Annotated in this window: 22 protein-coding genes; 13 read left to right on the forward strand and 9 right to left on the reverse strand. The window is 55.7% G+C overall.

Annotated elements, in window-relative coordinates:
- Nucleotides 1-24: 24 nt before the first annotated feature.
- The 7 genes from ispG to MOQ06_RS05080 all read left to right on the forward strand — a co-directional run bounded on the left by ispG (nucleotide 25) and on the right by MOQ06_RS05080 (nucleotide 8,029).
- Nucleotides 25-1,143: a flavodoxin-dependent (E)-4-hydroxy-3-methylbut-2-enyl-diphosphate synthase gene (gene ispG / locus MOQ06_RS05050; protein ID WP_148420665.1), complete on the forward strand. Its 1,119-nt coding sequence runs from the start codon at nucleotides 25-27 to the stop codon at nucleotides 1,141-1,143.
- An 81-nt stretch (nucleotides 1,144-1,224) separates the two neighbouring features.
- Nucleotides 1,225-2,499, forward strand: a complete 1,275-nt coding sequence (hisS, locus tag MOQ06_RS05055) for a histidine--tRNA ligase (RefSeq protein WP_148420666.1) — start codon at nucleotides 1,225-1,227, stop codon at nucleotides 2,497-2,499.
- A 13-nt stretch (nucleotides 2,500-2,512) separates the two neighbouring features.
- The gene (locus MOQ06_RS05060) at nucleotides 2,513-3,133 is read left to right on the forward strand and encodes a YfgM family protein (RefSeq protein WP_148420667.1); all 621 of its coding nucleotides are present in this window, start codon (nucleotides 2,513-2,515) and stop codon (nucleotides 3,131-3,133) included.
- 10 nt (nucleotides 3,134-3,143) lie between these two features.
- The gene (bamB, locus tag MOQ06_RS05065; RefSeq protein WP_148420668.1) at nucleotides 3,144-4,322 is read left to right on the forward strand and encodes an outer membrane protein assembly factor BamB; all 1,179 of its coding nucleotides are present in this window, start codon (nucleotides 3,144-3,146) and stop codon (nucleotides 4,320-4,322) included.
- A 112-nt stretch (nucleotides 4,323-4,434) separates the two neighbouring features.
- A complete protein-coding gene (gene der, locus MOQ06_RS05070; RefSeq protein ID WP_022648998.1) occupies nucleotides 4,435-5,907 on the forward strand; it encodes a ribosome biogenesis GTPase Der in 1,473 nt (490 codons plus the stop codon).
- A gap of 300 nt (nucleotides 5,908-6,207) precedes the next feature.
- Nucleotides 6,208-7,749: a peptide MFS transporter gene (locus MOQ06_RS05075; protein ID WP_148420669.1), complete on the forward strand. Its 1,542-nt coding sequence runs from the start codon at nucleotides 6,208-6,210 to the stop codon at nucleotides 7,747-7,749.
- Between the two features lie 58 nt (nucleotides 7,750-7,807).
- The gene (locus MOQ06_RS05080; protein WP_148420670.1) at nucleotides 7,808-8,029 is read left to right on the forward strand and encodes a zinc ribbon domain-containing protein; all 222 of its coding nucleotides are present in this window, start codon (nucleotides 7,808-7,810) and stop codon (nucleotides 8,027-8,029) included.
- On the opposite strand, the gene MOQ06_RS05085 is transcribed toward MOQ06_RS05080, so the two are convergent.
- Together MOQ06_RS05085 and MOQ06_RS05090 are read right to left on the reverse strand one after the other, a co-directional pair.
- On the reverse strand, nucleotides 8,026-8,376 hold the full coding sequence (locus MOQ06_RS05085; RefSeq protein WP_242171624.1) for a protealysin inhibitor emfourin: 351 nt from the start codon (nucleotides 8,374-8,376) through the stop codon (nucleotides 8,026-8,028). The two genes, MOQ06_RS05080 and MOQ06_RS05085, sit on opposite strands and share 4 nt — an antisense overlap.
- On the reverse strand, nucleotides 8,376-9,395 hold the full coding sequence (locus tag MOQ06_RS05090) for a M4 family metallopeptidase (RefSeq protein ID WP_148420672.1): 1,020 nt from the start codon (nucleotides 9,393-9,395) through the stop codon (nucleotides 8,376-8,378). The genes MOQ06_RS05085 and MOQ06_RS05090 overlap by 1 nt, the downstream gene beginning before the upstream one ends.
- Nucleotides 9,396-9,557: 162 nt before the next feature.
- Between MOQ06_RS05090 and MOQ06_RS05095 the strand changes: the two genes are divergently transcribed.
- Entirely contained in the window at nucleotides 9,558-10,691 is a 1,134-nt protein-coding gene (locus MOQ06_RS05095) for an MFS transporter (RefSeq protein WP_148420673.1), read from the forward strand.
- On the opposite strand, the gene xseA is transcribed toward MOQ06_RS05095, so the two are convergent.
- The gene (gene xseA / locus MOQ06_RS05100; RefSeq protein WP_148420674.1) at nucleotides 10,692-12,065 is read right to left on the reverse strand and encodes an exodeoxyribonuclease VII large subunit; all 1,374 of its coding nucleotides are present in this window, start codon (nucleotides 12,063-12,065) and stop codon (nucleotides 10,692-10,694) included.
- A 159-nt stretch (nucleotides 12,066-12,224) separates the two neighbouring features.
- On the opposite strand from xseA, the gene guaB reads away from it, so the two are divergent.
- The gene (gene guaB / locus MOQ06_RS05105; RefSeq protein ID WP_148420675.1) at nucleotides 12,225-13,691 is read left to right on the forward strand and encodes an IMP dehydrogenase; all 1,467 of its coding nucleotides are present in this window, start codon (nucleotides 12,225-12,227) and stop codon (nucleotides 13,689-13,691) included.
- 68 nt (nucleotides 13,692-13,759) lie between these two features.
- Complete coding sequence (guaA, locus tag MOQ06_RS05110; RefSeq protein ID WP_006811514.1) at nucleotides 13,760-15,337, forward strand: glutamine-hydrolyzing GMP synthase; 1,578 nt, start codon at nucleotides 13,760-13,762, stop codon at nucleotides 15,335-15,337.
- Between the two features lie 153 nt (nucleotides 15,338-15,490).
- Here guaA and tssD read toward each other — a convergent pair whose 3' ends face one another.
- Together tssD and MOQ06_RS05120 are read right to left on the reverse strand one after the other, a co-directional pair.
- Nucleotides 15,491-15,982, reverse strand: a complete 492-nt coding sequence (tssD, locus tag MOQ06_RS05115) for a type VI secretion system tube protein TssD (RefSeq protein ID WP_242171626.1) — start codon at nucleotides 15,980-15,982, stop codon at nucleotides 15,491-15,493.
- A 251-nt stretch (nucleotides 15,983-16,233) separates the two neighbouring features.
- Complete coding sequence (locus MOQ06_RS05120) at nucleotides 16,234-16,749, reverse strand: DUF2778 domain-containing protein (RefSeq protein WP_242171628.1); 516 nt, start codon at nucleotides 16,747-16,749, stop codon at nucleotides 16,234-16,236.
- 364 nt (nucleotides 16,750-17,113) lie between these two features.
- Between MOQ06_RS05120 and MOQ06_RS05125 the strand changes: the two genes are divergently transcribed.
- Nucleotides 17,114-17,320: a hypothetical protein gene (locus tag MOQ06_RS05125; protein ID WP_242171630.1), complete on the forward strand. Its 207-nt coding sequence runs from the start codon at nucleotides 17,114-17,116 to the stop codon at nucleotides 17,318-17,320.
- Between the two features lie 496 nt (nucleotides 17,321-17,816).
- Here MOQ06_RS05125 and MOQ06_RS05130 read toward each other — a convergent pair whose 3' ends face one another.
- Nucleotides 17,817-18,170, reverse strand: coding sequence for a helix-turn-helix domain-containing protein (locus tag MOQ06_RS05130; protein ID WP_148420677.1), 354 nt, complete (start codon nucleotides 18,168-18,170; stop codon nucleotides 17,817-17,819).
- A gap of 335 nt (nucleotides 18,171-18,505) precedes the next feature.
- On the opposite strand from MOQ06_RS05130, the gene MOQ06_RS05135 reads away from it, so the two are divergent.
- Together MOQ06_RS05135 and oqxB are read left to right on the forward strand one after the other, a co-directional pair.
- The gene (locus MOQ06_RS05135; RefSeq protein WP_242171633.1) at nucleotides 18,506-19,681 is read left to right on the forward strand and encodes an efflux RND transporter periplasmic adaptor subunit; all 1,176 of its coding nucleotides are present in this window, start codon (nucleotides 18,506-18,508) and stop codon (nucleotides 19,679-19,681) included.
- A gap of 23 nt (nucleotides 19,682-19,704) precedes the next feature.
- On the forward strand, nucleotides 19,705-22,857 hold the full coding sequence (oqxB, locus tag MOQ06_RS05140; protein WP_242171642.1) for a multidrug efflux RND transporter permease subunit OqxB: 3,153 nt from the start codon (nucleotides 19,705-19,707) through the stop codon (nucleotides 22,855-22,857).
- A gap of 65 nt (nucleotides 22,858-22,922) precedes the next feature.
- Here oqxB and MOQ06_RS05145 read toward each other — a convergent pair whose 3' ends face one another.
- The 3 genes from MOQ06_RS05145 to MOQ06_RS05155 form a co-directional block, all read right to left on the reverse strand.
- On the reverse strand, nucleotides 22,923-23,402 hold the full coding sequence (locus MOQ06_RS05145; protein ID WP_148420680.1) for an Rrf2 family transcriptional regulator: 480 nt from the start codon (nucleotides 23,400-23,402) through the stop codon (nucleotides 22,923-22,925).
- A gap of 170 nt (nucleotides 23,403-23,572) precedes the next feature.
- The gene (locus tag MOQ06_RS05150) at nucleotides 23,573-24,961 is read right to left on the reverse strand and encodes an ATP-binding protein (protein ID WP_242171644.1); all 1,389 of its coding nucleotides are present in this window, start codon (nucleotides 24,959-24,961) and stop codon (nucleotides 23,573-23,575) included.
- Nucleotides 24,961-25,638 carry a response regulator transcription factor gene (locus MOQ06_RS05155; RefSeq protein ID WP_242171646.1) on the reverse strand — a complete coding sequence of 226 codons (678 nt, stop codon included), beginning with the start codon at nucleotides 25,636-25,638 and terminating at the stop codon, nucleotides 24,961-24,963. Before MOQ06_RS05155 ends, MOQ06_RS05150 begins: the two co-directional genes overlap by 1 nt.
- Between the last annotated feature and the right edge of the window lie 62 nt (nucleotides 25,639-25,700).

The following is a 25,700-nucleotide window of genomic DNA, read 5'->3' on the forward strand; positions in this document are numbered from 1 at the left end:
GACGGGCAATGCGGGAGATTTTACATGCATAACCAGGCTCCTATTCAACGTAGAAAATCAAAACGGATTTACGTTGGGAACGTGCCAATCGGCGATGGGGCGCCTATCGCCGTCCAGTCGATGACCAACACGCGCACCACGGATGTGGAAGCAACGGTCAATCAAATCAAAGCATTAGAACGCGTAGGCGCGGACATCGTCCGCGTCTCCGTCCCGACCATGGATGCCGCTGAAGCGTTCAAACTGATCAAGCAGCAGGTGAACGTGCCGCTGGTTGCCGATATCCATTTCGACTACCGTATCGCGCTTAAAGTCGCTGAATACGGCGTCGATTGCCTGCGTATCAACCCAGGCAACATCGGCAACGAAGAGCGTATTCGCATGGTTGTTGACTGCGCCCGCGACAAAAACATTCCAATTCGTATCGGCGTTAATGCCGGTTCGCTGGAAAAAGATCTGCAAGAAAAGTACGGTGAGCCAACGCCGCAGGCGCTGCTTGAATCCGCGATGCGTCACGTCGATCATCTGGATCGTCTTAACTTCGAGCAGTTCAAAGTGAGCGTGAAAGCCTCCGACGTTTTCCTTGCCGTTGAATCCTATCGGCTGCTGGCAAAACAGATCGATCAGCCGCTGCACCTCGGGATCACCGAAGCGGGCGGTCTGCGCAGCGGTTCGGTGAAGTCCGCCATTGGTCTTGGCCTGCTGCTCTCGGAAGGCATTGGCGACACGTTACGCGTCTCTCTGGCCGCCGATCCGGTGGAGGAGATCAAGGTAGGTTTCGATATCCTGAAATCACTGCGCATCCGCGCGCGCGGGATCAACTTCATTGCCTGCCCAACCTGTTCACGTCAGGAATTTGACGTGATTGGTACCGTGAATGCTCTGGAGCAGCGCCTGGAAGACATCATCACCCCGATGGACGTTTCCATCATTGGTTGCGTGGTTAACGGTCCGGGTGAAGCGCTGGTGTCAACGCTGGGCGTTACCGGCGGTAACAAGAAAAGTGGTCTCTATGAAGATGGCGTTCGTAAAGATCGTCTGGATAATAGCGACATGATCGACCAGCTCGAAGCCCGCATTCGCGCTAAAGCGACAATGATGGATGAAGCGCAGCGCATCAGCGTTCAGCAGGTTGAAAAATAACGTGATGGGAAGCAGGCTGCTTCCCATGTATGATTGAGCCCATTCTTTGGGTTCTTTTTTGTATATAGAAAGAGAATAAACGTGGCAAAAAACATTCAAGCCATCCGCGGCATGAACGATTATCTGCCTGGCGAAACCGCCATCTGGCAGCGCATTGAAGGCACACTGAAGCAGGTGCTCGGCAGCTACGGTTACAGCGAAATTCGTTTGCCGATTGTAGAGCAGACCCCGTTATTCAAACGCGCGATCGGCGAAGTGACCGACGTGGTTGAAAAAGAGATGTATACCTTTGAGGACCGCAACGGCGACAGCCTGACCCTGCGTCCTGAAGGGACGGCGGGTTGCGTGCGCGCCGGCATCGAACATGGTCTCCTGTACAATCAGGAGCAGCGCCTGTGGTATATCGGCCCGATGTTCCGCCACGAACGTCCGCAGAAAGGCCGCTATCGTCAGTTCAACCAGCTGGGTGTGGAAGTGTTTGGTCTGCAAGGGCCGGATATCGACGCCGAGCTGATTATGCTGACAGCCCGCTGGTGGCGCGCGCTCGGTATTTCTGAGCACGTCTCCCTGGAACTCAACTCTATCGGTTCGCTGGAAGCGCGTGCTAACTACCGCGATGCGCTGGTGGCATTCCTGGAAGCGCACAAAGAGAAGCTGGACGAAGACTGCAAGCGTCGTATGTACAGCAACCCGCTGCGCGTGCTCGATTCCAAAAACCCTGACGTGCAGGCGCTGCTGAACGATGCGCCTGCGCTGGGCGATTACCTGGACGACGATTCCCGCGAACACTTTGCCGGCCTGTGCAGGCTGCTGGAAGCGGCGGGCATCGCCTATACCGTTAACCAGCGTCTGGTGCGCGGTCTGGACTACTACAACCGTACCGTGTTTGAGTGGGTCACCACCAGCCTCGGTTCGCAGGGCACCGTTTGTGCCGGCGGCCGTTACGACGGTCTGGTTGAGCAGCTTGGTGGCCGTGCGGCACCAGCCGTTGGCTTCGCGATGGGCCTTGAGCGACTTGTTTTGCTGGTTCAGGCAGTTAATCCGGAATTTAAAGCCGATTCTGTTGTCGATATATACCTGGTGGCCTCAGGTGCGGATACGCAGCCTGCGGCGATGCAGCTTGCCGAACGCCTGCGTGATGCATTGCCGGACGTTAAGCTGATGACCAACCATGGCGGCGGCAACTTTAAAAAACAGTTTGCTCGTGCCGATAAGTGGGGCGCACGTATCGCACTGGTGCTGGGCGAGTCCGAAGTGGCTAACGGCGAGGTGGTGGTAAAAGACCTGCGCTCTGGTGAGCAAACTACGGTAACGCAGGACGGCGTTGCGGCGCACTTGCGCACTCTATTGGGCTAAGGAGAAGGACTGCGTGGAAATTTACGAGAACGAACACGACCAGGTTGATGCGGTTAAACGCTTCTTTGTTGAAAACGGCAAAGCGCTGGTTGTTGGGGTTATTTTAGGTGTAGGTGCGCTGGTTGGCTGGCGTTACTGGAACAATCATCAGGCTGACTCTGCTCGCGGTTCGTCCCTGAACTACGAAAATACCGTTAGCGCAATCCGTGCCGATCGGCCGCAAACGCTGACGGCGGCGGAGAAATTTGCCGCTGACAACAAAAACACCTACGGTGCGCTGGCCGCGCTGGAAGTGGCCCAGCAGTATGTCGATAAGAACGAACTGGACAAAGCCGCTGCGCAACTGTCTCAGGGGCTTGCTGCTGCCAGTGATGAAAACCTGAAAGCGGTAATTAATCTGCGTCTGGCCCGTATCCAGGTTCAGCAGAATAAAGCCGACGACGCGCTGAAAACGCTTGATACCATTAAAGGCGAAGGCTTTGCCGCCATCGTTGCCGATCTGCGCGGTGAAGCACTGCTGAGCAAGGGTGATAAAGCGGGCGCGCGTAAAGCGTGGCAAGCTGGCGTGGATAGTAAAGCTTCACCTGCGCTGAGCGAAATGATGCAGATGAAAATAAATAATTTGTCCGTCTGAGAGGGACCCAATGCAATTGCGTAAATTACTTCTGCCAGGACTGCTTTCTGTTACGTTATTGAGCGGTTGTTCATTGTTCAGTGGCGAAGAAGACGTTGTCAAAATGTCCCCGCTGCCGACGGTTGAAAACCAGTTTACCCCATCTACCGCCTGGGACGTTTCCGTGGGCAACGGTATCGGTGATTTCTATTCCAACCTGCACCCGGCGTTTGCTGACGGCGTGGTCTATGCGGCCGATCGCAAAGGCACCGTTAAAGCGCTGAACGCTGGTGATGGAAAAGAAGTCTGGTCCGTCAACCTGGCGGAAAAAGACGGCTGGTTCTCCCATAAGCCTGCGCTGCTTTCTGGCGGCCTGACCGTAGCCGGTGGTCACGTGTATGTGGGCAGCGAAAAAGCGCAGGTTTACGCGCTGAATGCCAGCGACGGCAGCGTTGCCTGGCAGACTACCGTTGCCGGTGAATCCTTATCTCGTCCGGTTGTCAGCGACGGTCTGGTGCTCATCCATACCAGCAACGGCCAGCTTCAGGCGCTGAACGAAGCGGATGGTCTGGTAAAATGGACCGTTAACCTGGATATGCCAGCGCTCTCTCTGCGCGGTGAGTCTGCGCCGGCAACGGCGTTTGGTGCTGCCATTGTGGGCGGCGATAACGGCCGCGTGAGTGCAGTCCTGATGCAGCAGGGCCAGATGATTTGGCAGCAGCGCATCTCTCAGGCGACCGGCTCTACTGAAATCGATCGTCTGAGCGACGTAGACACGACGCCAGTTATCGTTGACGGTGTGGTTTACGCGCTGGCGTATAACGGCAACCTGACCGCGCTCGATCTGCGCAGCGGCCAGATCATGTGGAAACGTGAGCTGGGCTCCGTGAACGATTTCATCGTGGAAGGCAACCGCATTTATATGGTCGATCAGAACGACCGTCTGCTGGCGCTGAGCACCGAAGGTGGCGTTACGCTGTGGACGCAGAGCGATCTGCTGCACCGTCTGCTGACCGCACCGGCTCTGTATAACGGCAGCCTGGTGGTGGGCGACAGCGAAGGCTATATGCACTGGGTCGATCCAGAGAACGGCCGCTTCGTGGCGCAGCAGAAAGTGGACGGCTCAGGCTTCCTGACGGATCCGGTTGTTGCTGACGGCAAGCTGCTGATTCAGGCAAAAGACGGCACGCTGTACGCGATCACGCGTTAATTACACGGCGGTTGTAGTATACTAAACGGCTCCTGTTCACTCAGGAGCCGTTTTGACATTTTTAAAAACGCTGCGAAAGCGACGTTATTTTGAATTTTATGAGGCTTCAAACATGGTACCTGTGGTCGCGCTTGTCGGGCGCCCTAACGTTGGAAAATCCACTCTTTTTAACCGTTTAACACGCACCCGTGATGCGCTGGTTGCGGATTTCCCGGGGCTGACGCGTGACCGTAAGTACGGTCGTGCAGAGGTGGAAGGACGCGAGTTCATCTGTATTGATACCGGCGGTATCGACGGTACGGAAGACGGCGTAGAAACCCGCATGGCAGAGCAGTCTCTGCTGGCTATCGAAGAGGCGGACGTAGTTCTGTTTATGGTTGATGCTCGCGCTGGCCTGATGCCTGCGGACTCTGCTATTGCCAAACATCTGCGTTCACGCGAAAAGCCAACCTTCCTGGTGGCGAACAAAACTGACGGTATCGATGCCGATCAGGCCGTTGCGGATTTCTGGTCTTTAGGCCTTGGCGATATTTACCCAATTGCGGCTTCGCATGGCCGCGGCGTCACCAGCCTGCTGGAAACCGTTCTGCTGCCGTGGGTTGACGAAGTAAACCCGCCGGAAGAAGTGGATGAAGACGCAGAATACTGGGCGCAGTTCGAAGCCGGTGAAGAGGGCGAGGAAGAGCCGGAAGACGACTTTAACCCGCAGGATCTGCCTATTAAGCTGGCTATCGTTGGCCGTCCAAACGTAGGTAAGTCTACGCTTACTAACCGTATTCTGGGTGAAGAGCGCGTGGTGGTCTACGACATGCCGGGCACCACCCGCGACAGTATCTACATCCCCATGCAGCGCGATGAACGTGAGTACGTACTTATCGACACCGCGGGCGTGCGTAAGCGCGGGAAAATCACCGACGTGGTGGAAAAATTCTCGGTTATCAAAACCCTGCAGGCGATTGAAGACGCCAACGTGGTGCTGCTGGTGATCGACGCACGTGAAGGTATCTCCGATCAGGATCTCTCTCTGCTCGGCTTTATCCTCAATAGCGGACGCTCGCTGGTTATCGTCGTCAACAAGTGGGACGGCCTGAGCAATGAAGTGCGCGAGCAGGTGAAAGAGACGCTGGACTTCCGTCTGGGCTTTATCGACTTTGCCCGCGTTCACTTCATCTCTGCCCTGCACGGCAGCGGCGTAGGTAATCTGTTTGAATCCGTACGTGAAGCCTATGACAGCTCTACCCGACGTCAGAGCACCGCTATGCTGACCCGTATCATGAATATGGCAGCAGAAGATCACCAGCCACCGCTGGTGCGTGGCCGTCGCGTGAAGCTGAAATACGCCCACGCCGGTGGTTACAACCCGCCAATCGTGGTGATCCACGGCAACCAGGTAAAAGATCTGCCGGATTCCTACAAACGCTACCTGATGAACTACTTCCGTAAGTCGCTGGACGTGATGGGGACCCCTATCCGTATTCAGTTTAAGGAAGGGGAAAACCCGTTTGCGAATAAGCGCAACACCCTGACGCCAAACCAGATGCGTAAGCGTAAGCGTTTGATTAAGCACATTAAGAAAAGCAAGTAAGCTTCGATCTTCCCCCGAAAACCCGCGCCCGTCGCGGGTTTTTTATGCCCGCTGGCGGCCCATTATTGTGTCTGTGTGATGTCAATCACTATTCGCTTTTAACCATGTATATATCTAAGAAAGTAGACAATCGTCGAATTTTCGTCTTAAAGTCCAGGGTTCGGTACTAGACAAAACTAGCGCCTGGTTATCAAATGGTTAACCAACTTTTCGCCGCATGTAAAAAATCGATCGGATACGTAACCGCTCGGCGTACATGCTGGTGTTTACAGGCACGACACATACCTTTTCGGGAGAATTATGCAATCCTCTGTTAATCAAAAAGAGAGCCGAACCTTCTTCGGCCACCCTTATCCGCTCGGCTCGCTGTTCTTCACCGAGATGTGGGAGCGTTTCTCGTTTTACGGTATTCGCCCGTTACTGATCCTGTTTATGGCCGCCACCGTCTACGACGGCGGAATGGGGCTGGCGCGGGAAAACGCCTCGGCGATTGTCGGCATCTTTGCCGGTACCATGTACCTGGCCGCGCTGCCGGGCGGCTGGCTGGCGGATAACTGGCTCGGCCAGCAGAGAGCCGTCTGGTACGGTTCGATTCTGATTGCCCTTGGTCACCTGTCGATTGCGCTGTCGGCCATCATGGGCGATAACCTGTTCTTTATCGGCCTGATGTTCATCGTGCTCGGCTCTGGCCTGTTCAAGACCTGTATCTCGGTAATGGTCGGCACCCTGTACAAAAAGGGCGACGCGCGTCGCGACGGCGGTTTTTCGCTGTTCTATATGGGCATCAACATGGGCTCGTTCATTGCGCCGCTGATTTCCGGCTGGCTGATTAAAACGCACGGCTGGCACTGGGGCTTTGGCATCGGCGGCATCGGGATGCTGGTTGCGCTGATCATCTTCCGCGTGTTTGCCGTTCCGGCCATGAAGCGCTACGACAGCGAGGTGGGGCTGGATTCCACCTGGAACAGCCCGGTTGTGAAACGCAACGGCGTGGGTGCCTGGCTGCTGGCGCTGGCGGCAGGTGTTGCAATCATCGTTACGCTGATTGCCCAGGGCGTGATTGTGATTAACCCGGTCGCGGTCGCCAGCGTGCTGGTGTACGTTATTGCCGCCTCCGTCGCGCTCTACTTTATCTACCTGTTCATCTTCGCGGGTCTGAACCGCAAAGAGCGCGCCAGGCTGCTGGTGTGCTTTATTCTGCTGGTCTCCGCCGCGTTCTTCTGGTCCGCGTTTGAGCAGAAGCCAACCTCCTTCAACCTGTTTGCCAACGACTACACTAACCGTATGATCGGTGATTTTGAAATCCCGGCGGTATGGTTCCAGTCGATCAACGCCCTGTTCATCATCCTGCTGGCGCCGGTATTCAGCTGGGCCTGGCCGAAGCTGGCGAGCAACAACATTCGCCCGAGCAGCATCACTAAATTCGTCATCGGTATTTTGTGCGCCGCGGCGGGCTTTGGCCTGATGATGCTGGCGGCACAGAACGTGCTGAGCAACGGTGGGGCAGGCGTATCTCCGTTCTGGCTGGTGGGCAGTATCCTGATGCTTACGCTCGGTGAGCTGTGCCTGAGCCCGATTGGGCTGGCGACCATGACCCTGCTGGCGCCGGAGAGAATGCGCGGCCAGATGATGGGGCTGTGGTTCTGCGCCAGCGCGCTGGGTAACCTGGCTGCGGGCCTGATTGGCGGACACGTGAAGGCCGACCAGCTGGATATGCTGCCGGATCTCTTTGCACGCTGCTCCATCGCGCTGCTGATCTGTGCCGCGGTGCTGATCGTTCTCATTGTTCCGGTACGCCGCATGCTGGAAAATGTGCAGACTAAACCGGCTACTGAAGCCTGATAACATTCAGCCTGCCGGGGCAGCGCATCTGCCCCGGCCATACGCAACAGGAGAGAGCATGACGATTACCTGCCCGGACTGCCACGCAGCGCTGGAGCCGCAAAACGGTATTGCGCACTGCGACAGCTGCAATAAAGATATTCCCCTCGAAGCGCGCTGCCCTGACTGTCACCAGCCGCTTCAGGTACTCAAAGCCTGCGGCGCGGTGGACTACTTCTGTCAGAACGGCCACGGGCTGATCTCAAAAAAACGGGTAGAATTCGTCAGGGCTGAGGCTTAATCGCACACGCAGCCTTCGCCTTTTCGCCACAGCTCGATCAGCGATTCCGGCGCTTCCTGCTCCGGAACCAGCACAATGATGTCGGCGTACTGCGCCTGATTGTGCCGGGTCCAGATTATCTGAATGCGAAAATAGCGCTGATCGCCGCTGCCCGGTGACGACGGCTGACCCGGCGGCTGCCCGCGCGGGATAGCCTGTTGCAGAATACTGACCACGCGCTGACGCTGCGCCTCGTTAAGAGTGGAAAGCGCGATGGTGCGCTGGCCGCTCAGCTTTGGAATAAAGGTGACGCCGCCTTCCCGGGCCAGCTCAACCACGGCGTCATCCGTCAGTTCCGGAACCTGCATTACAGTACTCCCACCTGTTCCCAGGCTTGTTTAATGGCCGCCCCAACGTCGCTCCCCGAGCGCTTTTCGCCGTGGGCGATCGTCAGTTTTGCGAAAGCCTCAAAATCCGCATCCTGCGCCAGGCTGCGATCGCAAACCGTGTCGTACCAGGCATAGCCCGCTTTTTCCCAGGCATAACCGCCAATCGCCGTTGCGGCCAGATAAAACGCCCGGTTGGGAATGCCGGAGTTGAGGTGTACGCCGCCGTTGTCCTCGCGCGTTTTAATGAAATCTTTCATATGCCCGGGCTGCGGATCTTTGCCGAGCAGGGGATCGTTGTAGGCGGTGCCGGGTTCAGACATGGAGCGAAGCCCTTTGCCGTTGATGCCCTCCGCCAGCAGCCCTTCGCCAATCAGCCAGTCCGCTTTATCGGCGGTTTGCTTACGGTGGTACTGCTTCACCAGCGAGCCAAACACGTCGGATAACGACTCGTTCAGCGCGCCCGATTGTTCAAAGTAGATTAGCCCTGCTTCGGTCTCCGTCACGCCGTGGCTCAGCTCATGCGCCACCACGTCGATGGCAATGGTGAAGCGGTTGAAGATGTCGCCGTCGCCGTCGCCAAAGACCATCTGCTGACCGTTCCAGAAGGCGTTCTGGTATTCCCGGCCGTAGTGTACGGTGCCGGTGAGGATCAGCCCTTTGTTATCAAGCGAATCGCGCTGATATTCCTTCCAGAAGAAATCATGGGTGATGCCCAGATAATCGTACGCTTCATCCACCGCCACATCGCCGTTGGAGGGCTGGCCTTCATAGCGTACCTGGGTACCCGGCAGCTCCTGAGTCTGCTTTGCGTCGTAGATGTCACGCTCAAGCTGGCCGGCTTTATTCACGTGCGGCGCGGCAGGCTTGCCCGGCATATGCGCCATCAGGGTTTGCACATGGGTTAACGTCTGGCGGGCGCAGCGCTGCTGTGGCTCTGAACCGCTCTCGATAATACGACGAAGAATATAGGGGGGGATCACGCTGTGAATTCGGGTCATGCAGTTCTCCTGTTTTCTGGCAATGCCGAAAAAAGAATCTACTTAAGTGTAAATCATTAAACCGGGACCGGAGGTAAGTCGGACAATTCGTTTCCTTAAAAACTGGCGCAACGCTCCACCACCGTTTAGGTTTTTTAAACGCCATTAAGTGAGAGGAGCGCAATGAACAGACAGACTTCGCTGAGCATAACCGGATTTTCAATCATCGCGGTGACCTATGGTATGGCAAGGTTTTCGTGGGGTCTGATGCTGCCTGATATCCGTCAGGCCATCCCTTTCACCCCGCAGGTGGCGGGGTTTATAGCGTCCTGTAGTTATGCGGCGTATTGCCTGTCGATATTTCTGGCCTCTTACCTTATTGCGCGCGCTGGGCCTCGCCTGCCCGCCTTGCTGGCTGCCATCGCCGCTGCCGCGGGGTTATTCATTCTCGCGTCTTCGGCACAGCCGACGACGCTGGCGATAGGTTTGTTTATTGCCGGGCTGAGCTCGGGACTGGCCTCGCCGGCCCTTGCCGGGGCGGTAGATGACAGGATCGCTCCCGACCGTCAGCTCCATGTGAATACCACCATCAATGCCGGAACGAGCGGCGGGATCATCCTCTCGGTGCCCGTTCTGTTTTTCATGCCCGGCGGCTGGCGGGCAGCCTGCGTTGTGTTCGCCATGATGGCGCTGCTGTGCCTGCCGGCGTTGTGGCGGCATCTGCCGCCGTCGGCGGCGAAACCCCGCACGCCTTCGCCTAAGGCATCATTTATCGTACGTAAACCCGGCATGTTTCGGCTGCTGGGGATTGCATTTATCAGCGGTATTGCCAGCGCCGCATGGTGGAGCTTTGGCCCGGAGATACTTATGCGTCACACGGAACTGGATAGCGCAGCGACCAACGTTCTCTGGCTGATAAGCGGCGGGGCGGGGATCGTTGCCATATTTACCGGAACTATGGCAAGGCGTATCGGCATGCGGGGGGTTTATCGTTTATCCCAGATCTTCATGGCTATCTCTCTGGCGATTCTGGCGGTAAGCCACGGTTTTTCCTGGTGGCTTATTCCGGTGGTGGCGATGAGTGGGGCGGGGTATGTGATTTTGTCGGGTGTGTTGCTGGTGAAGGGGGCGGAGATCGCTCATCCTTCTCCGGCGGCTGGAGTTAGCCTGGCCTTTCTGATGCTGGCAGGCGGGCAGGTATTGGGCGCTATCCTTTTTGGCCTGCTGCTGGGGTTAACGAGCGCAGCGGCTGCACTGGCGATTTTTTCAGGCCTGTCCTGGCTGATGCTGGCCGTCACGCCGGACGGCCATCGCTGATTACGCCTTTTTACGGGCGCGAGGTTTTTTTACCGGCGTTACGCCTTTCACTTCGCTTTCCACCCAGCCGTCTGAAAGCCGCGTGGTGAGGATATCTCCGGCTTTTACCTGCACGGTTTGCTTCAGCACGTTGCCGTCCGTCGCGGTGGTAACGCTATAGCCGCGCGCCAGCGTGGAGAGGGGGCTGACGGCCTCCAGATGGGTGACCGCGTTGCCGAAACGCTCGCGGGTAGTGCTGAGGCGGGCGCGAATATTCTCCGCCAGACGATATTCCAGCTGCTGAATACGCGCTTGCGCACGGTAAATCGTCGGCTGCGGGTTCTGCTGGTTCAGACGCTGCGTCACGCGCTGCTGGCGTGAGCCCGCACGCTTAAGCTGGGCGTCAACCGCGACGTTCATCCGCTGACGCAGGCGCTCCAGCACGGTTTGCTGACGCGCCAGACGCAGCTGCGGATGCTGCTGTTGCAGACGATGATGAAGCTGCGTAAAGCGGCGGGTACGGTTGGCGAGGAAGTAGTCCATCGCCATCTCCAGGCGCTGCTGGCCGTTCTGGATCTGGCGCAGCAGCTCCTGCTGATTGCGGCTGACCACTTCTGCCGCCGCGGACGGCGTAGGCGCGCGTAAGTCCGCGACAAAATCGGCAATGGTCACGTCCGTTTCGTGACCGACGGCGCTTACCACGGGGATAAGACTGGCAAAGATAGCCCGCGCCACGCGCTCGTCGTTAAAGCTCCACAGATCTTCCAGCGAGCCGCCGCCTCGCCCGACGATTAATACATCACACTCCTGGCGCGCGTTTGCCAGCTCAATCGCGCGTACGATTTGCCCCGGCGCGTCGTCACCCTGAACGGCGGTAGGATAAATAATGACGGGCAGCGAAGGGTCGCGGCGCTTAAGCACGTGCAGAATATCGTGCAGAGCCGCCCCGGTTTTCGAGGTGATAACCCCAACGCAGTGGGCAGGGGAGGGCAGCGGTTTTTTGAGCTGCTGGTCGAACAGTCCCTCGGCAGACAGCTTTGCCTTTAACTGTTCATACTTCTGCTGCAACATGCCTTCGCCGGCAGGCTGCATGCTTTCGACGATAATCTGATAGTCGCCGCGCGGCTCGTACAGGGTGATATTGGCACGCACCAGAACCTGCTGGCCGTGCTGAGGACGGAACGTCACGCGACGGTTGCTGTTGCGGAACATCGCGCAGCGCACCTGGGCGGTGTCGTCTTTTAGCGTAAAATACCAGTGGCCGGAAGCGGGCTGCGTGAAGTTAGATATTTCACCGCTGATCCAGACCTGCCCCATTTCCTGCTCAAGCAGCAAACGCACCGTCTGATTAAGGCGGCTGACAGTATAAATTGAGGGGGATTGAGAGGATAACATGTGAGCGGGATCAAATTCTAAATCAGCAAGTTATTCAGTCGATAGTAACCTGCTGAGAGGTGAGCGCAAGCATTTTTTTCAAAAAAGTGTGGATGCAATCGGTTACGCTCTGTATAATGCCACGGCAATATTTAACCACCCAGGTCAGAGATATTGCCCATGCTACGTATCGCTAAAGAAGCACTGACGTTTGACGACGTCCTCCTCGTTCCCGCTCATTCCACCGTTCTGCCGAATACTGCCGACCTCAGCACGCAGTTGACGAAAACCATTCGTCTGAACATTCCTATGCTCTCCGCAGCAATGGATACCGTAACGGAAGCGCGTCTGGCTATCGCCCTGGCACAGGAAGGCGGCATTGGCTTTATCCACAAAAACATGTCTATCGAGCGTCAGGCGGAAGAAGTTCGCCGCGTGAAGAAACATGAATCCGGTATCGTGTCCGACCCTCAGACCGTTCTGCCAACCACCACCCTGCACGAAGTGAAAGCGCTGACCGAGCGTAACGGCTTTGCGGGTTACCCGGTTGTGACCGAAGATAACGAGCTGGTGGGCATCATTACCGGTCGTGACGTGCGTTTCGTGACTGATCTGAACCAGCCTGTCAGCGTCTACATGACGCCAAAAGAGCGTCTGGTTACCGTGCGTGAAGGTGAAACCCGCGACGTCGTGCTGGCAAAAATGCACGAAAAACGCGTTGAGAAAGCGCTGGTTGTGGATGCGAACTTCCACCTGCGCGGCATGATCACCGTTAAAGATTTCCAGAAAGCAGAACGTAAACCGAACGCCTGTAAAGACGAGCATGGCCGTCTGCGCGTAGGCGCTGCGGTTGGCGCAGGTGCCGGTAACGAAGAGCGTGTTGACGCGCTGGTTGCCGCGGGCGTAGACGTACTGCTGATTGACTCCTCTCACGGCCACTCCGAAGGCGTTCTGCAACGCATTCGCGACACCCGCGCTAAATACCCGGATCTGCAGATCATTGGCGGCAACGTGGCGACAGGCGCAGGCGCTCGCGCCCTGGCTGACGCCGGCTGCAGCGCGGTGAAAGTGGGGATTGGCCCTGGCTCCATCTGTACCACACGTATCGTGACCGGCGTGGGCGTTCCGCAGATCACCGCGGTGTCCGACGCGGTAGAAGCGCTGGAAGGTACCGGTATTCCGGTTATCGCTGACGGCGGTATCCGCTTCTCTGGCGACATTGCAAAAGCGATCGCCGCAGGTGCTTCCGCGGTGATGGTTGGCTCCATGCTGGCCGGTACCGAAGAATCCCCGGGCGAAATCGAACTCTACCAGGGCCGTTCATACAAATCCTACCGCGGTATGGGCTCTCTCGGTGCGATGTCCAAAGGTTCCTCCGACCGTTACTTCCAGACCGATAACGCGGCTGACAAACTGGTGCCGGAAGGTATCGAAGGTCGCGTTGCCTATAAAGGCCGTCTGAAAGAGATCATTCACCAGCAGATGGGCGGCCTGCGCTCCTGTATGGGTCTGACCGGCTGTGGTACCATCGACCTGCTGCGTACTAAAGCGGAATTCGTACGCATCAGCGGTGCGGGTATCCAGGAGAGCCACGTTCACGACGTGACGATCACCAAAGAGTCCCCGAACTATCGTCTGGGCTCCTGATTTTCTTCGCCCGACCTTGTGTCGGGCGATTTATTTAATCTGTTTCACTTGCCTCGGAATTAGCGTCAATGACGGAAAACATTCATAAACATCGCATTCTCATCCTGGACTTTGGTTCTCAGTACACTCAGCTGGTGGCGCGTCGCGTGCGTGAACTGGGCGTTTACTGTGAACTGTGGGCGTGGGATGTCACGGAAGCACAGATTCGCGAATTCAATCCAAGCGGCATCATCCTGTCCGGCGGCCCGGAAAGCACCACCGAAGAGAACAGCCCGCGCGCACCGCAGTACGTGTTCGAAGCTGGCGTGCCGGTATTCGGCGTTTGCTACGGCATGCAGACCATGGCAATGCAGCTGGGCGGCCACGTAGAAGGCTCTAACGAGCGTGAGTTTGGCTATGCGCAGGTAGAAGTGGTAACCGACAGCGCGCTGGTGCGCGGTATCGAAGACTCCCTGACCGCAGACGGCAAGCCGCTGCTGGACGTATGGATGAGCCATGGCGACAAAGTTACCGCCATCCCGTCCGACTTCGTGACCGTTGCCAGCACCGAGAGCTGCCCGTTCGCCATCATGGCGAACGAAGAAAAACGCTTCTACGGCGTGCAGTTCCACCCGGAAGTAACCCACACCCGTCAGGGCATGCGCATGCTGGAGCGCTTCGTGCGCGATATCTGCCAGTGTGAAGCGCTGTGGACGCCGGCTAAAATCATCGACGACGCCGTTGAGCGTATCCGCCAGCAGGTTGGCGATGACAAGGTGATCCTCGGCCTCTCCGGCGGCGTGGACTCCTCCGTCACCGCGATGCTGCTGCACCGCGCTATCGGCAAAAACCTGACCTGCGTCTTCGTGGACAACGGCCTGCTGCGTCTGAACGAAGCCCAGCAGGTGATGGACATGTTTGGCGACCACTTCGGTCTGAACATCGTTCACGTGGAAGGCGAGCAGCGCTTCCTGGACGCGCTGAAGGGCGAGAACGATCCGGAAGCGAAGCGTAAAATCATCGGCCGCGTGTTCGTTGAAGTGTTCGACGAAGAAGCGCTGAAGCTGGAAGACGTGAAGTGGCTGGCGCAGGGCACCATCTATCCTGACGTGATCGAATCCGCCGCCTCCGCAACCGGTAAAGCACACGTCATCAAATCTCACCACAACGTGGGCGGCCTGCCGAAAGAGATGAAGATGGGCCTGGTTGAGCCGCTGCGCGAGCTGTTTAAAGACGAAGTGCGCAAGATTGGTCTGGAACTGGGTCTGCCGTACGACATGCTCTACCGTCACCCGTTCCCGGGCCCGGGCCTTGGCGTACGCGTGCTGGGCGAAGTGAAGAAAGAGTACTGCGACCTGCTGCGTCGCGCGGACGCGATCTTCATTGAAGAGCTGCACAAGGCTGACCTGTACAACAAGGTTAGCCAGGCGTTCACCGTGTTCCTGCCGGTTCGCTCCGTCGGCGTGATGGGCGATGGCCGCAAGTACGACTGGGTTGTCTCCCTGCGTGCGGTTGAAACCATTGACTTCATGACCGCGCACTGGGCGCACCTGCCGTATGACTTCTTAGGCCGCGTGTCTAACCGCATCATCAACGAAGTTAACGGTATTTCCCGCGTGGTGTATGACATCAGCGGTAAGCCACCGGCGACGATTGAGTGGGAATGATTTTACGTCTGGCAACAGCCTGCTCGTAAAAGCAGTAAAATACCTCTAAGCCCGCGTAGCTGCGGGCTTTTTTGTTTTTGACACTTATTGGCAGCTGTTAGCAACGAAACGAAAGTTACTACAATGCAATGTGGCACAGAAGGGGACTGAAATTTATACTGTAGGCCTCTCATACCATGAATCAGAAAATTGGATATTTCCATCTACAATGTGCCATGTGATTTTTTCATATTGCATAGAAACGGATTCCATATGATTTAACTTATCATTGCCTGATAATTTAACATTGGGAACGCCACAATTGACACCCGTTATTTTTACACTTTCCATTATTACAGTGTAATAACACACCTCCTGACCAGCATCATTGATATGATAAAACCTCACTTCAGCACTTTTTAATGTTTGTCCTGTGGCTGCTGCTTTGTAGAGATAGGGGCTAGAACTGTCTATTTCCTTTTCAAAATTAAATGATGAATGTTGGCGTGTTCCGGTGATCTTTCCATTGGCTGTATCGACGGGAAGGTTAACACCATGACCCATACTGATTACTTCTATAGAGCCTTCACGATCCTGAACGTCTACAGAACCTTTGATGTCTGCACCACCATCATCTTTTAGCCATAGATAGGGAGGGATAGGCATTTTATATACTCCTTGTTAATTTAATTAACTTCATTGTTATGATGTATAAAACTAGAGAGATAAGGATGTTAAATGCAATTAATGTATAATCATAACTATAGTAAATATCTTCGGGCGCTGGGTTGTTGCTCAACAAATAAGAAATTTTAATGGCTGTTTCATTACTTATTAAAGGATGTTCAGTTAAGTAACAAACATCTAACCATGACACAATAGTGAATATCACGATGAGTAGAATCATTCTAAAGGAACTAAGAGCAATTTTTTTGATAACCACCAATAAGTACCTCAATTGTTCCATAGGATTCTAAATCAAGACCTTTTATCTTTTCTTTCTTTGTTCTTAACAGTGCATCTCTTAGCCTATTGTAATCTGATTGGCAAGGTAGCGTTATACACCCCTCTGAAATCTGACCCGGATGTAACCTAAATCCACCTCTGGCTACGCTTTCGTAAAATGTTGAATCATCCAGATTCCCATCATCACGAAATAATGCGAACCATTCAGAATGATCAACATGATAACTAAAAATGCTTTTATACGTATCTACTCCCCAGGCTCTAAACCTGTTAGCCATACTTCCTTTAGGCCTGTCTACTATATAATATTTACCCTTTGGTAAAGGGCCAACGTTAGGAATGATACTGCATGCGCCTTTGTTTCTGTATGCACCGTTGCCAGAAAAAGCCATAAAGACACCAACACCATCAAATGAAAGTGGTGAGTAATCAGCATCATTTATTATAAACTTTCCATGCAAAGTCATGTATCTCCCTTTCCTTTTTAGATACTTAAGAAAAATATCTGCAAATAGTGCGTTTATTAAAAATAATAAACTATACAAAAAGTGCGCATTTAAATATTTTACTCTGAAAAAGGTTAGCCTTCCTTTAGGAAATAGATCTATATCAACTTCGCAGCTATACCTGATAGTAGATCCTTTTAAGGGATGCGGTGATAATTGCAAGGCCAGAACAATTACTATAAAAACATAGCGTGAATTATCACTGATAATTCCGATATCGTGTACAGCGTAAAGCCAGGAAGCAGGACTAAGCCGATATGATTGACGAGTGGTTATTATGGAGCTCGAAAGATCAGTAGTTCAAAATGAGGTGATAAGAAAGAATATGGAAGAAGATCGAAAGAAGGCTGTAGCTTCTTTATTGAAGGACATGGAATCCATTGCTGACCGAATGCGTGAGTTGATTGTCAAAATGCCTTCGCATGATTTGAACGGGTGCATCTACGTTCAGCACATGATGAAAACATCGGGAAACCAAATTGGGGGCGAAAAGCAAGACCAGGAAACGTTCACATTTATGAAGATGCGGTGAGAATGGCCAATCCTGCGCGTAAGGTCAATCTTGAACGGGAAAAACAAATCCGCTTTGGTCGCAAGAGCAAAAAGATTGGCCATCGTTGTCCATGTGGTAGCGGCATGAAATATAAGAGAAGGCATGGTCGGTAAAATGAGCCAGCACGGGTGACCAGAATGTGCCATCAGTTCAAAGTGGGATGAGAGGTGATTTTATGAAATAAACTGATTTTCATATTAAATCAAAAATTAATTTCACGTTGTGCGAGAGTCTTCTCAGCATGAGCCTGAACTGAATAAACGTCGAGGAGCAGAAAAAAATCTCTGCATGGTATAGATTGTGGTATCGAGAAAGATCGATTTACTAACTAATTGTTATATAGATTAATTTTATTTTAATTGATAATCGACAGGAATAAGCCACCAGGCCTGTATCGTCATAAACAGGTAAAACTGAAAAAAGCCCTCTGTTTACAGAGGGCTTTTTTCTGGCCGATATCCGTCCCGGAGGCGAGTTACTGGCTCATCTGCCGCGATTCACGGCAGCCGATACTGCGCCGCCATGCGCCTGGCGCCTGACCGTACTGACGCTTAAAGCTGCGGTTGAAGGACTGCTGAGAGTCAAAGCCCAGCGCGATCGCCACGTTCAAAATTGGTTCATCGCTTTGGGCTAAACGCTCGACCGATTTTTGCAGCTTTTGCGCGCGAATATATTCTGCGAGAGGGGAGCCGGTATGTTCCTTGAAGATCCGCTGGAGGTGCCATTTCGAATAGCCGGCTCGCCTGGAGACGGTTTCAATGTCCAGACGGCTGTCAAGGTTGTTGTCGATCCAGTCGAGTAAATCGTGAATGAATGCACCGGTGTTCATCTTGCTTCCCCCTACGCTACGCGTCAAAAAGCATCTTTGTTTGTTGCATTTAAAGGTGGCCCTTTTTTCCACTAATTGCAAGTTTTATTGTTACATTTAAAACCCTGCTCGAAACAGGTTATTTACCTTTGACGCAAATAGCACATAAAGTGCAACAATTATTCTTGCACTTAATTAAGCGCCTTCCTACAATCGCCGCGATAGTGTATTCGCAACTGTTACAGTTTTGTGGCGATGAACGACACAAATGGCCTTAAGCCAGCCCGGACAAAGGAAGTGGCGCGGCACCTCCCGCTGCGTCTTGCCCGGCGGCTACAATAACCGGAATAAAAATAATGAGCCTGCAAAAAACCTGGGGTAACTTTCATCTGCAAACGCTGGGCGCGATTTTACTCGCCGCGCTGCTGGTCGGGTGCGATGACAGCGTCGCGCAAAATGCCGCGCCGCAAGCGCCCGTCGTCAGCGCTGCTGACGTGGTCGTAAAATCCATAAGCCAGTGGGACAGCTTCAACGGTCGCATTGAGGCGGTGGAGAGCGTTCAGCTGCGCCCGCGCGTCTCCGGCTACATTGATAAAGTGAACTACACCGACGGCCAGGAGGTGAAAAAGGGCGAGGTGCTGTTCACTATTGATGACAGAACCTATCGCGCCGCGCTGGAACAGGCGCAGGCGACGCTGGCGAGAGCCAAAACGCAGGCCAGCCTGGCGCGAAGCGAGGCTAACCGCACCGATAAATTAGTCAATACCAACGTGGTATCCCGTGAAGAGTGGGAGCAGCGCCGTTCCGCAGCCACCCAGGCGCAGGCCGACATTCGCGCAGCGCAGGCGGCGGTTGACGCCGCGCAGCTTAACCTGGACTTCACCAAAGTGACCGCGCCCATCGATGGCCGCGCCAGCCGCGCATTGATCACCAGCGGTAATCTGGTCACCGCCGGCGACAGCGCCAGCGTGCTCACCACCCTGGTCTCGCTGAAGACGGTTTACGTTTACTTCGACGTGGACGAGTCAACCTACCTTCACTATCAAAACCTGGCCCGCAGCGGGCAGGGGGCGTCCAGTAATCACCTGGCGCTGCCGGTGGAGATTGGCCTTACCGGCGAGGAGGGCTATCCCCATCAGGGCAAAGTGGATTTTCTTGATAACCAGCTCACGCCGAGTACCGGAACGATCCGCATGCGCGCGCTGTTAGATAACGCGCAGCGTCAGTTCACGCCGGGACTCTTTGCCCGCGTGCGCCTGCCGGGCAGTGCGGAATTTAAAGCCACGCTTGTAGACGATAAGGCGGTGCTGACCGATCAGAATCGTAAATATGTTTATATTGTTGATAAAGAAGGGAAAGCACAGCGTCGCGATATCACGCCGGGTCGTCTGGCCGACGGTTTACGCATCGTACAGCAGGGGCTGAATCCCGGGGATAAAGTCATCGTCGATGGTTTACAAAAGGTGTTTATGCCGGGCATGCCAGTTAACGCGAAAACCGTCGCCATGACCGCCAGCGCCGCCCTCAACTGATCCCTTACCTGAGAATCCAACCCATGGACTTTTCCCGTTTTTTCATCGACAGGCCGATTTTTGCCGCCGTACTGTCGATTCTGATTTTTATCACAGGATTAATCGCCATCCCGCTGCTGCCGGTCAGCGAATATCCTGACGTCGTACCGCCAAGCGTGCAGGTGCGCGCGGAGTACCCCGGCGCCAACCCGAAGGTGATTGCGGAGACCGTCGCAACGCCGCTGGAAGAGGCGATCAACGGCGTTGAGAACATGATGTACATGAAGTCCGTCGCGGGATCGGACGGCGTGCTGGTCACCACCGTCACCTTCCGTCCGGGTACGGATCCCGATCAGGCGCAGGTTCAGGTGCAAAACCGGGTATCGCAGGCCGAGGCGCGCCTGCCGGAAGACGTGCGGCGTCTGGGCATCACCACGCAGAAACAATCGCCAACGCTGACGCTGGTGGTGCATCTGTTTTCGCCAGGCGGCAAGTACGACTCGCTGTACATGCGAAACTACGCCACGCTGAAGGTGAAGGACGAGCTGGCGCGCCTGCCCGGCGTGGGGCAGATTCAGATTTTCGGCTCGGGCGAATACGCGATGCGCGTGTGGCTGGACCCAAACAAGGTGGCGGCGCGCGGGCTGACGGCATCGGACGTGGTGACGGCGATGCAGGAGCAGAACGTTCAGGTTTCCGCCGGGCAGCTTGGCGCCGAGCCGCTGCCAAAAGAGAGCGATTTCCTGATCTCTATTAACGCCCAGGGCCGTCTGCATACCGAAGAGGAGTTTGGCAATATTGTCCTGAAAACGACGCAGGACGGTACGGTCGTCCGCCTGCGCGACGTGGCGCGCGTAGAGATGGGTTCCGGCAGCTATGCGCTGCGTTCGCAGCTCAACAATAAAGACGCGGTCGGGATTGGTATTTTCCAGTCGCCGGGGGCGAACGCCATCGATCTGTCTAACGCGGTGCGTGCAAAAATGGACGAACTGTCCACGCGTTTCCCGGACGATATGAAGTGGGCGGCACCTTACGACCCGACGGTATTTGTGCGCGATTCTATCCGCGCGGTCGTGCAAACGCTGCTGGAAGCGGTGGTGCTGGTGGTGCTGGTGGTGATCCTGTTCCTGCAAACCTGGCGCGCGTCGATCATTCCGCTGATCGCGGTGCCGGTATCGGTGGTGGGCACGTTCAGCATTCTCTACCTGCTGGGCTTTTCGCTTAATACCCTGAGCCTGTTCGGGCTGGTGCTGGCGATTGGTATCGTGGTGGACGATGCCATCGTGGTGGTGGAAAACGTCGAGCGAAACATCGAAGAGGGGCTCGCCCCGCTTGCGGCGGCGCATCAGGCGATGCGTGAAGTTTCCGGGCCGATTATCGCCATCGCACTGGTGCTGTGCGCGGTGTTCGTTCCCATGGCGTTCCTCTCCGGCGTGACCGGTCAGTTTTATAAACAGTTTGCGGTCACGATAGCCATATCAACGGTGATTTCGGCCATTAACTCGCTGACGCTCTCGCCGGCGCTGGCTGCCCTGCTGTTGAAGCCGCACGGCGCACCGAAAGATTTCCCGACCAGGCTTATCGATCGTCTGTTCGGCTGGATCTTCCGTCCGTTTAACCGCTTTTTCCACCGCAGCTCGACCGGCTATCAGGGGCTGGTGGGCAAAACGCTCGGCCGACGCGGCGCGGTGTTTGCGGTTTATTTGCTGCTGCTTTGCGCTGCCGGCGTGATGTTTAAAGCCGTACCCGGCGGGTTTATTCCGACGCAGGATAAGCTGTACCTGATTGGCGGCGTGAAAATGCCGGAAGGCTCGTCGCTGGCGCGTACCGATGCGGTGATCCGCAAAATGAGCGAAATCGGTATGAATACCGAAGGCGTGGATTATGCGGTTGCGTTTCCCGGCCTGAATGCGCTCCAGTTTACCAACACGCCGAACACCGGGACGGTATTTTTTGGCCTGAAGCCGTTCGACCAGCGTAAACACACTGCGGCGGAAATTAACGCGGAGATCAACGCGAAAATCGCGCAAATCCAGCAGGGCTTCGGCTTCTCGATTCTGCCGCCGCCGATTTTAGGGCTGGGTCAGGGATCGGGCTATTCCCTGTACATTCAGGATCGCGCCGGTCTGGGCTATGGCGCGCTGCAAAACGCGGTGAACACCATGTCCGGTGCAATCATGCAGACGCCGGGGATGCATTTCCCCATCTCAACCTACCAGGCTAACGTTCCGCAGCTGGACGTTCAGGTCGACCGCGATAAGGCGAAAGCGCAGGGCGTGTCGCTCACCGATCTGTTCGGCACGCTGCAAACCTACCTGGGCTCGTCCTATGTGAACGACTTTAACCAGTTTGGCCGCACCTGGCGCGTAATGGCCCAGGCCGACGGGCAGTTCCGCGACAGCGTGGAGGATATTGCGAACTTACGCACCCGTAACAACCAGGGCGAAATGGTGCCGATTGGCAGTATGGTCACCATCAGCACCACCTACGGGCCGGACCCGGTGATCCGCTACAACGGCTACCCGGCGGCGGATCTCATTGGCGATGCCGATCCTCGCGTGCTCTCTTCCGCGCAGGCGATGACGCAGCTGGACGCAATGTCTAAGCAGATACTGCCGAACGGGATGAATATCGAATGGACGGACCTGAGCTTCCAGCAGGCCACGCAGGGCAATACGGCGCTGATCGTCTTCCCGGTCGCGGTTCTGCTGGCGTTTCTGGTGCTGGCGGCGCTGTATGAAAGCTGGACGCTGCCGCTGGCGGTGATCCTTATCGTTCCGATGACGATGCTGTCCGCGCTGTTTGGCGTCTGGCTGACCGGGGGCGATAACAACGTGTTTGTGCAGGTGGGTCTGGTCGTGCTTATGGGGCTGGCCTGTAAGAACGCGATACTTATCGTGGAGTTTGCCCGCGAGCTGGAAATCCAGGGGAAAGGTATCATGGAGGCCGCGCTGGAGGCGTGCCGCCTGCGTTTACGCCCGATTGTGATGACCTCTATCGCCTTTATTGCCGGGACGATCCCCCTCATCCTCGGCCACGGCGCGGGTGCCGAGGTGCGCGGCGTCACCGGGATCACGGTGTTCTCCGGCATGCTGGGCGTGACCCTGTTTGGCCTGTTCCTGACGCCGGTGTTTTACGTGACGCTGCGTAAGTTCGTGACGCGCGGTAAAGCGGAAAGAGACGTGCTGCCTGCGTAGGACGTCGCAGACAATAAAAACCGCCTTCACAGTGAAGGCGGTTTTTTTTCGCAATCCGTAAAGGATTAAGGCGCTTTTTTATGCTGCGTGCAGATTTCCGGGACCGGATCGCACCCGCTGGTGTCGGCTTTTTTCACCTCTTCCAGCGCGCTGGCGACGGTATGGCGCGCCAGAACCGCCAGCGAAGCCTGCTCCGCTTCATCAGCAATGGATTTGAAGTACCAGCAGGCGTTGGCGCTCACCACGCAGCGTGCCGGAACGTCAGGACGGGACGCCCATAGCTTTTTATCTTCAGTAACGGAAAGGTAGATATCGCGCAGGGTAATCTCGTCCGCCGGGCGGCCAAGGTGTATAGAGCCGTTGCGGCCAAGCGTGGAGACGATAATGCCGTCACGGGCGAGAGGAACCATTAGTTTACGGATGAAGCTCGGATTCGCTTCCAGGCCGTAGGCCAGGATTGCGCTCGTCGAACGTTCACCCGACTGCTCCGCCATCGCTACGCTGAGAACCATCTGCAAAGCTGTCGGGAAGCGGTAATCTAGCATTTTTCTGTCCTGGGTCGCGGTGAATCTTGTTCTTTTTGGCACCGCAGAGGTGAATAATCAATAAGTAACAATATAACAAATACGGTAATCTTATTGAAGCAATCTGCGGCATGCGTGAAATAACGCTGCCGTACCGGCAAACGTCAGGCCGGGTAGCGCCGCGTTTCCGTTCATGCAAGCGCGGGATGCGGGAAGTCAACGGTCACCATCAGGCCACCTTCTGCTGACGTACTCAGATTGACTCTGCCGTTGTGCTGCTGGGTAACGGCTTTGACGATGGCAAGCCCTAAGCCGCTCCCGCTTTGGGTTTGATTAGGATCGCGGAAAAACCTGTCGAACACCCGCTCGCGCAATTCAACCGGAATGCCGGGGCCCGCGTCTGAGACGCGCAGCCGGGCGGACGTCATTGTCGATTGCAGCTGTACCTCAATTCGTCCCCCCTCAGGGCTGTACTTCACGGCATTTTCAATCAAATTGTCGATCAGCGACACCAGACGTTCCCGGATGCCCGCGACCCGGATTTCATCGTCGGCGAAGAATTCAAGCTCAATCCCGCGCGCCGACGCCAGCGGCTCCAGCGCGGCCATTCGCTCCTGAATAAGCGTTGTCAGCGGCACAGGCTCCGTTACCGTGTCGATGTGCGCTTCGCTGTGCTTCATCAGCAGAAGCTGATTGACGAGACGAGCGGCACGGCTATTGCTCCGAACAATGCCTGCAAGCAGCTCCTGCTGGCTTTCGCTGATGACCCAGGACTGCAGCGCCTCGACGTTGATCCGCATCGCGGCCAGCGGCGTACGCAGCTCGTGCGCGGCATCGGCAATAAACACCCTTTCCCTTTCGGCGCTTTCCCGCACCCTTGCGAGAAAGTCATTAATTGCGTCCACCGTCTGGCGCAGCTCCCTGTGCCTGGGAACGGCTTTTAAGGGAGAGAGATCGTCTGGCGTGCGCAATGAAATTTCATTCACTACCCTGTTCCAGGGGCGCATCGCGATGCGGATTGACAGCCACGCGGGAAACAGAAGGAAAGGGATGCATACCAGCAGCGGCATGACGTAATAGCCGCGCGAGTTCAGGTAGATAAAGAAATTCCAGCTGCCGGCAGGGGTGAAAAGGGTGACCTCCACGTCGGAGCGCGCGGATTTGAGGGTGCGGCTCGTCCAGGTGTGGTCTCCAGTCCGGACGCGCTGCATTTCCCCCAGACGGCTATTTTTCACCTCCGTTGGCGCGCCACGCGAAGAAAAAATAATCTCATTATGCTTGCGAACGATCAGGTTGATGGCCAGCTCCGGATCTTCACCGCCGCCATACCCCTCCCGCAGCGCCTTGCTGAACGCGGCCAGCACCTCTTTACGTGCCTGCGGCCTATCCTCCATGCTCTCAACCAGGGAAAAGAGGGTTTCGTAAGTCTCACTGCCCGTGAGTATTGGAGGGCTGCGCAGGTCCTCCAGCAAAATGAAGGTTAAAAAAAGACACCACAGCAGCGTAAGCAGCAGCATCTGGGCGACCATCATTCGCCTGACCAGCGTAGGAAGCCTGAGGCGGTACCAAAAATTACGCATCAGCCCGCCGCCTTCTGAACCGGTACGGTATCAATGACGTACCCCACGCCCCGCACCGTTCGCACAAAGCCATCGCCAATTTTTCGCCGCAGGTTACCCATATGCACGTCGAGCGCGTTGCTGAGATTTTCTTTCGTGCCGAAGATCCTCTCTTCCAGATACCGCCGCGTAAGCACGCGGTCAGCGCGCAGCATTAGCGTTTCGAGCAGCGCGTATTCACTTGCCGTCAGCTCAACGTGGCGCGCGCTCACCGTCACGCGACGCGTCGGTACGTGGAGAGATAAGCCGCGAATGTCTATCGCCTCATTCTCAAAACCGTAGCTGCGCCGCGCCAGGGCTCTCACGCGCGCCAGCAGCTCGGCGAGCACAAAAGGTTTGACCAGATAGTCGTCCGCGCCCGCGTCCAGCCCGCACAGGCGGTCCTGCAGCGTGCCTCGCGCCGTCAGGATAATGACGGGGATCCCCCGGAGCTGCTGACGCAGGCGCGTCATCAGGCTCATACCATCGCCATCCGGCAGCCCCAGGTCGAGCAGGATAAGCTCCGGCGCGCAGAGATCGAGCTGATGCAGCGCATCCTCTTTCCGGCGTACCCATATGACATCAAATCCTTGATCTGCAAGGGCGATACGTACGCCGTTGCCGAGATCCAGGTCGTCTTCAATTAGTAGAATTTTCACAAAGGTAACGGTATCAGCAGTGGATGAAGAACAGCTTAAGAAAAAAACGGTATCAGGAAATC

The sequence above is a fragment of the Enterobacter sp. I4 genome (genome assembly GCF_022669095.1).
GTDB lineage: Bacteria > Pseudomonadota > Gammaproteobacteria > Enterobacterales > Enterobacteriaceae > Enterobacter > Enterobacter pasteurii.

What these genes read in the sequence shown, in the direction of transcription:
- ispG (WP_148420665.1), top strand. Translation starts at nt 25, where the DNA reads ATGCATAACCAGGCTCCTATTCAACGTAGAAAATCAAAACGGATTTAC.
- bamB (WP_148420668.1), top strand. Translation starts at nt 3,144, where the DNA reads ATGCAATTGCGTAAATTACTTCTGCCAGGACTGCTTTCTGTTACGTTA.
- der (WP_022648998.1), top strand. Translation starts at nt 4,435, where the DNA reads ATGGTACCTGTGGTCGCGCTTGTCGGGCGCCCTAACGTTGGAAAATCC.
- MOQ06_RS05075 (WP_148420669.1), top strand. Translation starts at nt 6,208, where the DNA reads ATGCAATCCTCTGTTAATCAAAAAGAGAGCCGAACCTTCTTCGGCCAC.
- MOQ06_RS05080 (WP_148420670.1), top strand. Translation starts at nt 7,808, where the DNA reads ATGACGATTACCTGCCCGGACTGCCACGCAGCGCTGGAGCCGCAAAAC.
- MOQ06_RS05085 (WP_242171624.1), bottom strand. Translation starts at nt 8,376, where the DNA reads ATGCAGGTTCCGGAACTGACGGATGACGCCGTGGTTGAGCTGGCCCGG.
- MOQ06_RS05090 (WP_148420672.1), bottom strand. Translation starts at nt 9,395, where the DNA reads ATGACCCGAATTCACAGCGTGATCCCCCCCTATATTCTTCGTCGTATT.
- MOQ06_RS05095 (WP_148420673.1), top strand. Translation starts at nt 9,558, where the DNA reads ATGAACAGACAGACTTCGCTGAGCATAACCGGATTTTCAATCATCGCG.
- xseA (WP_148420674.1), bottom strand. Translation starts at nt 12,065, where the DNA reads ATGTTATCCTCTCAATCCCCCTCAATTTATACTGTCAGCCGCCTTAAT.
- guaB (WP_148420675.1), top strand. Translation starts at nt 12,225, where the DNA reads ATGCTACGTATCGCTAAAGAAGCACTGACGTTTGACGACGTCCTCCTC.
- guaA (WP_006811514.1), top strand. Translation starts at nt 13,760, where the DNA reads ATGACGGAAAACATTCATAAACATCGCATTCTCATCCTGGACTTTGGT.
- tssD (WP_242171626.1), bottom strand. Translation starts at nt 15,982, where the DNA reads ATGCCTATCCCTCCCTATCTATGGCTAAAAGATGATGGTGGTGCAGAC.
- MOQ06_RS05120 (WP_242171628.1), bottom strand. Translation starts at nt 16,749, where the DNA reads ATGACTTTGCATGGAAAGTTTATAATAAATGATGCTGATTACTCACCA.
- MOQ06_RS05125 (WP_242171630.1), top strand. Translation starts at nt 17,114, where the DNA reads ATGGAAGAAGATCGAAAGAAGGCTGTAGCTTCTTTATTGAAGGACATG.
- MOQ06_RS05130 (WP_148420677.1), bottom strand. Translation starts at nt 18,170, where the DNA reads ATGAACACCGGTGCATTCATTCACGATTTACTCGACTGGATCGACAAC.
- MOQ06_RS05135 (WP_242171633.1), top strand. Translation starts at nt 18,506, where the DNA reads ATGAGCCTGCAAAAAACCTGGGGTAACTTTCATCTGCAAACGCTGGGC.
- oqxB (WP_242171642.1), top strand. Translation starts at nt 19,705, where the DNA reads ATGGACTTTTCCCGTTTTTTCATCGACAGGCCGATTTTTGCCGCCGTA.
- MOQ06_RS05145 (WP_148420680.1), bottom strand. Translation starts at nt 23,402, where the DNA reads ATGCTAGATTACCGCTTCCCGACAGCTTTGCAGATGGTTCTCAGCGTA.
- MOQ06_RS05150 (WP_242171644.1), bottom strand. Translation starts at nt 24,961, where the DNA reads ATGCGTAATTTTTGGTACCGCCTCAGGCTTCCTACGCTGGTCAGGCGA.